Source organism: Pedobacter sp. Leaf216, assembly GCF_001421515.1.
Taxonomy (GTDB): Bacteria; Bacteroidota; Bacteroidia; order Sphingobacteriales; family Sphingobacteriaceae; genus Pedobacter.
Window position 1 is genome coordinate 87433 of record NZ_LMKM01000013.1, and the last position, 11876, is coordinate 99308.

At 40.0% G+C, this 11876-nt stretch carries 12 protein-coding genes; 6 read left to right on the forward strand and 6 right to left on the reverse strand.

Annotated features, from left to right (window positions below; all coding sequences use genetic code 11):
- Positions 1–347: 347 nt before the first annotated feature.
- From ASE74_RS13070 to ASE74_RS13085, 4 genes are all read left to right on the forward strand, one after another.
- Positions 348–1238 (forward strand): AraC family transcriptional regulator, encoded by an 891-nt coding sequence (locus ASE74_RS13070; protein WP_055909760.1) that lies wholly within the window; start codon positions 348–350, stop codon positions 1236–1238.
- 216 nt (positions 1239–1454) lie between these two features.
- Complete coding sequence (locus ASE74_RS13075) at positions 1455–2201, forward strand: NADPH-dependent F420 reductase (protein WP_055909763.1); 747 nt, start codon at positions 1455–1457, stop codon at positions 2199–2201.
- A gap of 119 nt (positions 2202–2320) precedes the next feature.
- The gene (locus ASE74_RS13080; protein ID WP_055909765.1) at positions 2321–3001 is read left to right on the forward strand and encodes an NADPH-dependent F420 reductase; all 681 of its coding nucleotides are present in this window, start codon (positions 2321–2323) and stop codon (positions 2999–3001) included.
- Between the two features lie 710 nt (positions 3002–3711).
- Positions 3712–3900 carry a hypothetical protein gene (locus ASE74_RS13085; RefSeq protein ID WP_157255421.1) on the forward strand — a complete coding sequence of 63 codons (189 nt, stop codon included), beginning with the start codon at positions 3712–3714 and terminating at the stop codon, positions 3898–3900.
- Between the two features lie 519 nt (positions 3901–4419).
- Here ASE74_RS13085 and ASE74_RS13090 read toward each other — a convergent pair.
- The 6 genes from ASE74_RS13090 to ASE74_RS13115 form a co-directional block, all read right to left on the reverse strand.
- Positions 4420–4686, reverse strand: a complete 267-nt coding sequence (locus tag ASE74_RS13090) for a hypothetical protein (RefSeq protein WP_157255422.1) — start codon at positions 4684–4686, stop codon at positions 4420–4422.
- A 44-nt stretch (positions 4687–4730) separates the two neighbouring features.
- Positions 4731–6188 carry a reverse transcriptase domain-containing protein gene (locus ASE74_RS13095; RefSeq protein ID WP_082458769.1) on the reverse strand — a complete coding sequence of 486 codons (1458 nt, stop codon included), beginning with the start codon at positions 6186–6188 and terminating at the stop codon, positions 4731–4733.
- A gap of 108 nt (positions 6189–6296) precedes the next feature.
- Positions 6297–7322, reverse strand: a complete 1026-nt coding sequence (locus ASE74_RS13100; RefSeq protein WP_055909777.1) for a BT4734/BF3469 family protein — start codon at positions 7320–7322, stop codon at positions 6297–6299.
- 81 nt (positions 7323–7403) lie between these two features.
- Positions 7404–8180, reverse strand: a complete 777-nt coding sequence (locus ASE74_RS13105) for a nucleotidyl transferase AbiEii/AbiGii toxin family protein (protein WP_055909780.1) — start codon at positions 8178–8180, stop codon at positions 7404–7406.
- The gene (locus tag ASE74_RS13110; protein WP_162235813.1) at positions 8170–9183 is read right to left on the reverse strand and encodes a type IV toxin-antitoxin system AbiEi family antitoxin; all 1014 of its coding nucleotides are present in this window, start codon (positions 9181–9183) and stop codon (positions 8170–8172) included. The genes ASE74_RS13105 and ASE74_RS13110 overlap by 11 nt, the downstream gene beginning before the upstream one ends.
- A 140-nt stretch (positions 9184–9323) precedes the next feature.
- The gene (locus tag ASE74_RS13115) at positions 9324–9875 is read right to left on the reverse strand and encodes a hypothetical protein (RefSeq protein WP_055909786.1); all 552 of its coding nucleotides are present in this window, start codon (positions 9873–9875) and stop codon (positions 9324–9326) included.
- A 155-nt stretch (positions 9876–10030) separates the two neighbouring features.
- Between ASE74_RS13115 and ASE74_RS13120 the strand changes: the two genes are divergently transcribed.
- Positions 10031–11497, forward strand: a complete 1467-nt coding sequence (locus tag ASE74_RS13120) for a recombinase family protein (protein WP_055909789.1) — start codon at positions 10031–10033, stop codon at positions 11495–11497.
- A gap of 143 nt (positions 11498–11640) precedes the next feature.
- Positions 11641–11876 (forward strand): hypothetical protein (locus tag ASE74_RS25155; protein ID WP_055909790.1); only part of this gene is annotated, 236 nt, incomplete at its 3' end.

The window sequence follows — 11876 nt, forward strand, 5'->3', positions numbered from 1 at the left end:
TGCGCAAAATAGCAAGCATTCATACTATACTGCTTAATTTAGTTTAATTCGAGTTGATTTTGTTCCGGAAAGGAACTTAGATGTAAGGTAAAATGCCAACAGGTGATTGATGACGGTGCTGAAACTAATTTGTCTCGTTACTACAAACAACGGTTTCCTATAATAATGGTCAGACGTTAAAATGTTTCAAAATTGTCTACTTCTGTATCATAAAAGCTGTCGGTTATTAACGGAAATTTGTCTTATACTATTCAGCCTGGCAGGATGTTGCTGTGGCGGAACATGGTTAAAAAAAACAACAGCAGCGGAACCTCGATTTACCAAATCCAGATTTAAATTGTAACAATATGAAGCATTTCAAAAAAATAAGCGAACTGTATGAAGTTCTTGGGTTCAAGCCGCCTGAAGACCCTCTTTTCAGTGTGGCTTACGGTGATAGTTGCACCGGCATCAGCGACCTCGAATTTACTTCGGCATTTTATATTATTGGATTCAAAAAGCTAAAATCAGGGATAATCCGCTACGGAAAAACCAAGTATGACCATGACCTTGGCGCTATGTCGTTCATCAAGCCGCAACAGAGAGTACTGTTCAAAAATACCGAACTAAAGGAAAAGGGGTTTATGATCATTATCCACGAGGACTACTTACCTGGAACTTCGCTCTATAGTGAGATTAAAAAGTACGGCTATTTCGACTACGAGGTCAATGAGGCACTGCATCTTTCACCAACCGAAGAAAGTATCATCTGGAACCTGTATTTCGCGATAGAAAAGGAGTATAACAATAATACGGACGAACATAGCAAAATGATCATCATCAGTCATATTGATTCGATACTGAAATATGCGCAGCGTTTTTATAAACGACAGTTTATTAACCGGACAGCATTAAGTGGGGCAACAGTTACCAGGTTCAACGCTTTGCTCGCAGCAGATCTCGAAGAAAGAAAATTGAAGCATACCGGGCTGCCTAGTGTGGCTTCACTGGCGGAAAAGATGCATATTTCGCCCCGTTATTTAACCGACCTGCTCAAAGAAGAAACGGGTAAAACCACTTTGGAACTTATCCACCTTTTTTTAATTGCTGAGGCAAAGAATATGCTTACGGCGGGTGATATGAACATATCAGAGATTTCCTTGGCGCTTGGTTTTGAGAATCTTACCTACTTCTCGCGTCTGTTTAAAAAAGAGGTAGGCAGTACTCCCAACAAATTCAGGGATAACTTATTGAATTAGGACATCCTGGTCTAGGTTCAGCTCAACCGTATCAACAGGTCGAACACCTTTTCAAAGATGATCAACTCCCAAAATAAAGGCCTCCATCTTTAGGTAACAGATGGAGAGGCCTAGGCCTCTGGCTTGCTAAATTTTGTGACTGGACCAAGGAAATTCTAACAGTACAGAACAAAAAACTTAAAATTAAAAAAAATAAAAACGTTAAATACTTAAATTATGAAAATAGGAATTATTGGAACAGGTGTTATGGGTAGCACACTGGTAGAAAAATTGTCGCAAGCAGGGAATCAGGTTAAGGTAACCAACACCCAGGATTTCGCTGAGCTCAGCAAAATTGCAGAAAGTTTGGGAGCAAAGGCTGCAACACTTGAAGACGTGGTTAAAGATGTGGAGGCCATTATTTTATCCATTCCCTTCAGCGGCTATAAAGACCTGCCGAAAAGTTTGTTTCAGGATGTGCCCGAAGAGGTTGTCATTATGGATACCTCTAATAATTCTCCTTTACGTGATGGCGAGCTTGAGGGCTTGGCAGGAAAAACGGAAAGTGAATATATTTCCGAGTTATTGGGAAGGCCGGTTGTGAAAGTTTTTAATATGTTACTGGGATACACGCTCAAGCATAACGGTAAAGCTGCCGGGGAAAAAGGCAGGATAGCTGTATCGGTAGCCGGCGATAACGATGAGCATAAGAAAATAGCGGCTGAACTGGTTGATCAAATGGGCTTCGATACTGTAGATGGCGGAAGTCTGGCCTTGTCGTGGAGGCAGGAACCTGGAACTCCAGCTTTTTGTACGGAACTAAATGCAGAAGAACTCGAACTGGCACTTCCCAAAGCTGAAAAAGGAAAAGGCCCTGCCAGAAGGGATTTTATTATAGACCAATTAATAAAAGCTGATCCACCGGCTTCTCATGAGGAAACAGTTGCCCTGATGCGCTCAGGATCGTCAGGAAATTTGATATAGCTACTCCAAATAAATTCAGGATTCACTTATTGAATTAAGGCAGATAAAGTGACAATGGCTTATCCTTAGGATTGAGAAGACAGTAAGCACAAGTAACATTTAAACTAATATATATTAAAATGGAAATAGGAATAATCGGATCCGGTATGGTTGGAAGTACATTAGCCGGACATTTAACTGCCTTAGGGCATAAGGTGAAAATTGCGAATTCACGCGGACCGGAATCTTTGGGAGAGATCGCCGACAAAACTGGTGCAACAGCGGTGACGGTAGAACAGGCGGCAGGAGTGAAGGACATCATCATTGTCGCTGTACCTCCAACTGCATTGGAAAAGCTTCCGGTTGCTATCTTGGCCGCCACAAAGGCAATTATTGTAGATGCCGGTAATTATTATCCATCCCGTGATGGAGAGAATATTGATCTTGAAAGGGGATTGACGGATAGTGAATGGACTGCAAAAGTGTTGGGCCATGCTGTAATCAAAGCTTTCAACAATATTCTTTCGACAAGCTTGGCTTCAAAATCAAAACCCGAAGGAAGCCCTGAGCGTATCGCTATATCTGTTGCAGGTGATCAGGAAGAACATAAACAGACCGTTCAAGCGCTTATTAACGAAATTGGTTTTGACGCTATCGATGGTGGATTGCTTTCCAAATCCTGGAGACAGCAGCCCGGTACGCCCGCCTATTGTCAGGACCTGGACAAGGAAAGTTTAGCAGCCGCGCTGCAAGAAGCTGACGAAAGCAAGCGTGCTCAATATCTTGAAATGGCAGACGAAGCGATTCGTCCGTTTTTATAGAATTTTGGCATAGCTGATGTAAAACTATTCCTTTAATTATACATACCTGAATTGCATAAGACGGGTATGTATAATTATTTTTCCGGCGCTGAGCCAAACAGAAATATTCAAAAAAAGAAAAATAATTATCGACTAAAGTAATAAGTCAGTATCAAATAATTTTGGACACTGATAAGTATTATGCAGAAACGATAAGCAGACTTAAATCGATAACATTATTCCCTTTCCAAAAGATTCTAATAGTATGATAACCAGGTATACTTCTCCTTTATTAATTATTTCCAAAGTATCTAGAATAAATTTCAAAAATTCAACCTTACCTACACATATGAATAAAGGTATTATTATAATTCCCTCATTATTTTATACTCAGCAAGGTTTAAATCGTTTGGATATAGCCTTTAAAACATGGGTTTTTCAGGGTATTATTCTCATATTCTTATTCCTTTATTCAAATAAGAATTTTAGTTTTTTATAATGAGTTCTTGATAATTCAAATTGTTGAAAATGAGGGCTAAATGCAAGTTAAGTTGTCTTGGATGAAATAACTCTATATTTGGTTATTATTTCATGTTCGATTGAGGCTTAATTGTGGGAGGTCTTCTGCGAGCTTATAATTTGTGAAGGATGTAATTGAATCGATACCGCAACCACAATTCAATTGTCTATTTATTAAGCTTTTCTCTATGGACTCAATTCTAAATTTAGTTATGGAAAATCTAGATGACCTAGATTTCAGTCGCTTAACTGAGATAACGATTAAGGAAGTTAAGGATCTACCTATGTTCAAACATTATTCTGATGCGGAAGCTCAAGAGGTAATTCGAACATTAAAAAGGTTTTCAGAGATAATCGTTCAAGATCATTTTAAGAAAGAAAATCAAGAAAAGAAACCATAGCGATTTATCAGTTCGAACCATAAGTGCTTGTTAACCAGTGCTTAAAGTAATTTTCGCCGGTTGGGTTAACCCAAGCAGGATCGAACTAATAATTGCCTCATTTTCAGGTAATAAAGCATTTATCCATGTTTTTTTTCTTTTCTTGGGAAAACATCATAAAAAGAAAAAGCCTTGAATTTGAGCGCCTTTCAAAGAAAAGGTTCGAACTTCAAGGCTTTTTGCCGTTTAAGTAGAGTCAATCGGCGGAAAATCGAACTTTTATGAACATTGTGAGGCAATAGTAAATTTTGAAAAAGTGGTCAATAACAAGATTGAGGGGCAGTATAGAAAAAAGAGAAATGCTCAACCGAAATAATCAATATCGATTCAAATCTTCTGCCTTAACAATTGCCATTAATATGAAACCTATTCTCATATTACTTGAATCTAAATTAATGCATCTCAAAAAAATATCTGACGGAAAAAAATTTCTAATATAATATCGCAATTCCACAACGTAATCATAAAAGGGGCAGCCAATTATTTTGTTGCCTCATCATTTTTTGCTTTCAGCGTCTGGTAAAAGTAGCTGTAAGGATTTCCATGGTAGGTCTGTTCAATTTGCTTAATTGAATCATTTTCCTCCGAGTCGGGCTTCTGCTCTTCAGCCTTCATCTTTGCAATCTTTTTCCTAAGTTTCAATAACAACCGGTTTCTGCTACTGTCCAATCTTTTAAGCTGAATCCTCGAATATTTATTGTCTGTTAAAAGTTTGTAGCCGCTTACCCAACACATTTCGTTTTTCATGGTTTTGTAGTTCCAAAGTGCAACCCTCCCGACTGACATACCAATTAGCCTGCTGGCGACAGATCATAAATTGTGTTCTTCTCACTTCTGCATAATGGGTCTTTTAAAATCAATTTTAGATCTCCAACGACCTTATACTGTTTCTTCATTTCTTTTATCAAAGAACTTTTGCGCACCCTTATATGTCCCTGATAGTGCACTTCGTATCCAACAAAACCAATCCATGGAGATCCGGCAGCCCGGTCGCTTCCCCATTTGTAACAATATTTTGATTTTTCCTTCCAAAAGTGAGCGTGGCTGCTATATGGAGCTGCTACTGGAATGTGAATGGCAAGTTTTCGATCTTTTATCCCATGCATGTAAGCTTCGAACGCTGAAAGGCATTTTTCTCTTTTCGGATGGATGATCAGCATATCGTCGCAAAATCTCACATATAACAAATCGCCATCCTGGTGCTTTATGATTTTTCGGTCTACGTTATTCAGTACTGCATTGGCTATCAGTCCGGAGAGGGCGCCGCCTTGAGGTATCCCAATGCGCGCATTGCCAAGATGCTTATAGTATCCACTTTGAAGAAGCTCGTTTTTTACCCAACCATATTCACCGTTCGGAATCTTGAATGTCTTAAAATGGGACTGGTCATTGTTTAAGAGCAACACCATTTTATTGAAGGTGTATACCTTCAAGTAATCGAAAAGTATTTTTTTTGCATTGGCAAGGTCATCGACTGATTGTTCCCTAATCAATTTTCTGTTAAAAAACTGGTTAAATACTTTTTTTATTACCGAATGGTTGACGGTGTCGAAGAATTTTTTCATGTCACATTCTGCGACATAAAGTGCGCCATCCCCATAATGCTTCCTGTATTCCATTACCTCCACTACTGGCTCATGGTGCGTAGGGCACATCATCTTGCCCTTAATCAACCTTTTTGATCGGAAAGCATAGGAGCTATCAATGAATAGTGGGTCGAAAATTGCTGTAAGATATCTATTGGTAATGCTTAATATGATTTTGTCCTTTAGTCCAAAAGAAGCAATCGGACGACATATATTGACCTTAACTGGATCAGCTTTGTCCTCCTTGAGCTGGGGAATGATCTTAGGCGATCCGATCTGATAATCTCCTCCATGTACGGCATTCTGAATCTCCTTGATGAAGGCATCGAGCTTACTAAGAAACGGAGCATCTGGTTCGCATGCTCGGTAAAACCTTAGGGTGGCATTTAATGACATCAATGTCTTTTCACTGCTGCTAACTGGAATGCCATCTTTAATTCTTTTTCTTTTGAGCACAGTCTTCCATTTTTTTCTGGGAGGGAAAAAACTGCATAATACTTCTTCATTTTTCGAAGGCTTAGTGTTATGGTAGTTGTGGGCCGGATTTCCCGTATGGATGTGGATCAAATGCTCTTTGTTACGCCTGTGGGCTAACTTGACCCGCATTTTGCAAAGCATTTCCAAGATTACCCGGTCAGTAGTATAGTCTCTAAGTGGTCGCATAAAAGAAAAGATAGGGGTTCCTGACTAGAAAATACTGAACTATTTGAGCGCCTCCCAACTTTGTCGTGCACAGAACGGCCGTTAATACTTGCGACAGTGAATCCATTTTCATGATTTCTCCGCCACCTTAGGTACCCCTACATCTTCTCCATAGCCAACTTTCTTGGCGTAAAATATTATGGTTCCAAAGCTAAACCTTCCCATCGAATTGGCAAAACAATATTCCAACATATTTTTACATGCTGTTTCATCGAAGGCTCTGCCATCCATCTTTGACAGGGCAAGGTAATATTTTAAAGCAAGTTCGTGGGTAAAAGTGTTGGCCATGGCATATCCGATTTCATACCAGTTTTGGAAATTGCTGGTAATCGACAGGTTTCTTTTGGTAAGGAATCTGATGATTGCCTGGATTCTGGTCCGGCTGGACTGGCTGTTTTTGTCTTTGGGATTAAATTTCTGATCCATGGTAGCCTCTGCCGAATACGTATATTCTGCAGACTTTATCGATTCCCGAGTACGGGTTATTTCTTCTGGTGAATAAACGATTGGAAAGGAAAGGATTTTATCCTGAAGGAAAAGTAAAGGGTCATGGGAGAAGAAGCATAACCTGGTCACATCGCTTCCGCTGGTATCGAGGGATATTCCGTATTTCTCAAGAAAATAATCATATATTTTCCTAAAACCATAGGTATGGCGAAAGTTGATTTGGGCAGCTAGGGTATCTGCAGGAAATTCAAAGTGGACGAGCCCCTTCACTCCAGCCATAGATGGCGACTCCCAAAAGGTGAAGACATATGGGTCTTCGGAAAACTGCTTTTTTACCTGTTCTAACTGTTCCCCTGTAAGTTTATCTATATCGAGTACGCACAGGCCATTGTAAACTGCTATCGATTGGCGCTTCCTTTTTTCAGTAAAATCAGCAGCAAAGGTAACAGCGGGAAGTTTTCTTTTTTCCTGGTCATAAGTATCTCTATCTCCCGCAGCAAGATACCCGCGAAGCCTGTCCACCTGTTTTTTGTAGGTGCCGTTTTTGATCATATCCAGGCTCTGGCCTACAGTCAGGTGTCTGGTGATACCGCTCCAGGAATTATACTGGAAAGCGACCGGTTGAGAACGTATTTCTTCGAGCGTCATTATGGTGGATTAATTCATGGATAAAATATAAATAAGTTTGGAACTTGCCTGGTTCAAGAGTAATGAATCGCGTAAAAATGGTTAGGTGTTTTCATTAAGTCCATCAAGCATTGCCAACCATCTCGGTGTTGGTCTTTTTGTTAATATTCCGGATATCCGTTCCATAAGCTTTGGCGAATCCTTGAGTATCAGGCGCATTTTGCGGCCGATCACCCTGGCGCAAACCAGTTGTATGTAGTCACGTTCATTGGTGTCATACATCTCCATCACATCGAAGTGATGTTCATAGATGTCCCCGTCATAAAGATCAAAATAACTCTGAATGATGTGCTCGATATCACTGATGTCCTTCGTCCGTTGCGGCCTGTCATCGTTTGCAAGCAGTTTCAGCATAATGATTCCTTCCATGGAGCACACTTTTATCCTTTGTCCGTCCGTCAGCTCAACATCCTGCACGAACGGATAAATCTCAGTGAAGCCGGGCATATGGAGTACAAATGTCGGGTCAGTTAGCTTTACATTGCCGTCGGGTCCTTCTATTTTACCAAATGGCAAAAGGTCAAGTTCTACCGCTCCTTTGTAGAAAAGCTTTATGGCTTCCGACTCATGGACCTCGAAGAGGCCTGTAGAGACTAATTCCGACTTTATCTTATCGTACTGTCCCTGGTCATTTATCGTAATGGCTAGGTCAACGTCCTTAGTCATTCTGGTAGAAGCGAGTTCCTGATTCACAGAAAGATTGATATCGCGTGCGACTGCCCCAACCAGGTAAAAGTCAATTTCGAATTTTGAAAATACTTCCTGAAGAACGGCGAGCATTTCCGATATGACCGGTTCTATTATATACCTATTTAACATATTTTTCCTTTATGCGTGCCGCGGTTTCTCTGTTTCTGCTGTCGAAGCTGCTGATTAGTTCTGCGTAGGCCAATAGGGGTGGAACTGTATCCCCACCGTTGAATATTTCGTCGTTCCAGAATGGCCTGAGCAGCTCTATCTCACCATTGTGGTCGGGAACGATTTTCATTTTTTTCATCAGATCAAACCGGTCCTGGTCTGAGTAGATGGTATAGACTTCAGGCGATAGGTATTTTGTTAAAATGGCGCCGGCAGTTTCTCCTCCCCAATATATCCCAAGGTCAGATGCCGCATGATTATGCCAATTTTCTCTGTCCTCCTTCTTATTGAACCGGAACTTGCCGACTAGTTGCTTTGGTCTGAGCGTAACTCTGTACATGTCTGCCCATTTGTCAATTAGTATCTGCCTGTTATCAATCAGGAGCATTTCCTGTTTGTTCCTTGAGCCTTCTATGATGAAGCCTTCACGTTTCATTTCATAAATAAAGTTTCCGACATTTCCCAGTGCAACACCGGCGGTATAGGCAATTCTGCGGTACGGAGCATTCAATAGTTCTTCGTCCATCAGCACCGCAAAAATGAACTTCATGCCTGATGGCGCCCATAACTTGGTTTCTTCTATTGCTAAAAGCTGGTTCTTTTGGTCGCTCACATAGATGTACATGCCCTTGATTGCTATATAACAATTGCCTGAACTTTCCAGGTAGCTGATCCCGTTGGCCTTCATTTCATCTTTCATCGGAGCAGGTATATATCTTGATACCATCAACAGGTTCCCATTTATTGTCTTTTGTTTCTCCAATAGGTTGGCTAGTGCGGCGGTTCGGATTTCCGTTTTTACCTCGACTTCTAACAAAAAGCTTTGGAGGCCATGTTGCAACTCTATGATCGCATCTGCTCTTCTTTCCTTGTCTGGTCTGTTCAGCACCTTTATTTCCATCCCCGTCAGCTCCATAAGTTTGCTCAATGCGGGCTGTAATATCTGTTCATGCTTAATGTTCATAATTTTAACGTGTTCATGTAACATGAACAGACGAATATAATGAACATTAATCTTAAATACAACTTAAACACTTATTATGTTCATAAATGAGGTTATGTTCATGATACATGAACATAACCTCATTTATGAACGCAATGTTCTCAAAGAACATCATCTCCTATATAATTATGACCACGATGCTCAAATGCGTGAACAATTTTCCAGTTAAGTTCTGTTGCATCGAGCTTTGGGTATTTACCTTTTTCCAAAAGTGCTTGATAAGCGGGTTCAAGTAGATATATGCATTCTAATACTTGTTCGTCAGATAGTGAAGACAGTTGGATTTGGAATAATTTATTACTCGTCTCTCCTTTAGCATAAGTTAATATAGTTGTCAATAACCCATAATCCATTTCCCGGTAGTCCTGACTGGACTGAAAGTTTGCTAGTTCTTTAGCCAGCCTCGGCTCTTCCTCAACCATGCTGGAATCAACCAGTCTTGAAACATGCAATTTTTGGCCAAACTTAAGCTGGTTACTGTAGAGTAAAGAGAGCATATTTTCTGCAGTTAAAACATAATCCTCTGGTTTAGCCAAATAGGCATCTATATTATTGGCCAGGAATTTATTTTCCAATTGCGAATAGTTGTCACGTATATCCTTAAGCCAGGCTTCAGATAATCGGATGATTCCATTATTAATCAGGATTTCCATACGTGAATTGCTTACTGGACATTCCAATAAATTTGATCCCTTCTCGCCAATTTCTAAACATGAAGATAATCAAAAACTTGCAACAAATCTATTGCTGGTGAGACGGGGTCAATCTATTCCGGTTTGTCCATTTGATTTGAGCAAGTTTTAAAAAGATGATTACAGCAGATTTATATATAAGAGTAAGTACTGATGAACAGGCTGATAAGGGATATTCTCAACGCAACCAAGAAGAGGTTTTACAGAAATATTGTTTCGCCAGAGATATCAAAGTGAGGAAAGTTGTTTTTGAGGATCATTCCGCCAAAAGCTTTATACGCCCTGCCTGGCAAAAATTATTGGCTGATCTAAAAAAGAAAAGAGGACAAACGGATTTGGTACTTTTCACCAAGTGGGACAGATTCAGTAGAAATGCGGGGGATGCCTATCAGATGATAAAAATATTGGGTGATCTCGGTATAGAGCCGCAGGCCATTGAGCAGCCTCTTGATATCTCCATTCCTGAAAACAAAATGATGTTGGCTTTCTATCTCGCAGCTCCCGAAGTTGAGAATGATAAAAGAGCGCTCAATACTTTTCACGGAATGAGAAGAGCAAGGAAAGAAGGGCGATGGATGGGGCCGGCGCCCATAGGTTATACTAACAAGGTAACCGAAGATGGGCGAAAGTATATCTGTCCTGTAGAGCCTCAAGCGTCAATAATGAAATGGGTATATGACGAATTGTCTACGGGTAAGTGGTTCATTGATCAGATCTGGAAGGCAGCATCGGATAAAGGGCTTAAGACAGGTAGAAAAAATTTTTGGCAGATAATTAGAAATCCTATTTACTGCGGTAGGATACCTATTGCGAAATATAAGGAGGAGGAGGCCCATACTGTTATGGGGCAACATAAAGCGATAGTTTCGGAAAGCATCTTTTATGAAGCTATGGATGTTTTGAACGGCAGAAACAAGCCAAAAAAGACTAATATATCTTCTCCTGATGTGCTTCCCTTGCGTGGCTTTCTGATATGTCCAAAGTGTGGCTACATGCTTTCAGGTAGTGCTTCAAAAGGTTACAGCAAGCACTATCACTATTACCATTGCTTTTCGAAGTGTGGGGTGAGATATAACGCTGAAAAAGTCAATAAGCTTTTTGTGGAGGAGTTAAAAAAATACACTATAGATCCACTGTTGCATGAGGCCTATGTTATGATTTTGAAGCAGGTTTATCAAGCTTTTGCAAGTGAAGATAATAATGAATTATCAAATGTAAAAAAACAGTTGGAGGAGTTTAATAATAGAATTTCGAAGGCTAGGGACAAGATGCTCAACGATGTAATTCTTGATTTTGAGTACAGGAAAATAAAATCAGACTGTGAAAGAAATATCCTTGTTCTTGAAAATAGACTCATCGATTTATCCAGGGGAAAAGAGAATATTGGTGAACTAATCGGAAAAGCGACTGGGTTGCTCAAAAACCTACATGAAACATATATAGAGGCAGATTCTGAAGGAAAAAGGCGATTAATTAGTTCGATCTATCCCCAAAAACTCACTTTTGACGGAACACAACATCGAACTGTTCGAATGAATGAGGCTGTCCGCGTTCTAGGGATCAAGCGGAAAAGTTGGGGGTAATCGAATAATTTGTTTCTTTTGTAGTTAATAGTAATTACAAATTCCCTTGAATCCAGCCGAACAAACCCTTNGGATCAAGCGGAAAAGTTGGGGGTAATCGAATAATTTGTTTCTTTTGTAGTTAATAGTAATTACAAATTCCCTTGAATCCAGCCGAACAAACCCTTGTCAGTTTTTTATTACCAGAAGGCATTCTKGATTATTTCGAAATACTCAAAGTCGCAAAAGAGTCGAAAGAGCTTCAGATCTTTCTTGAAGAGAAGAATATAGCTCCCTCTGGCTACGGGATAACTGAGCTCGAATCAAAGGGCTTTCTTCCAGAAGTTTCCATTCAGGATTTTCCTATTCGTGGGCAAAAAGTTGCCTTACGTATCAAGAG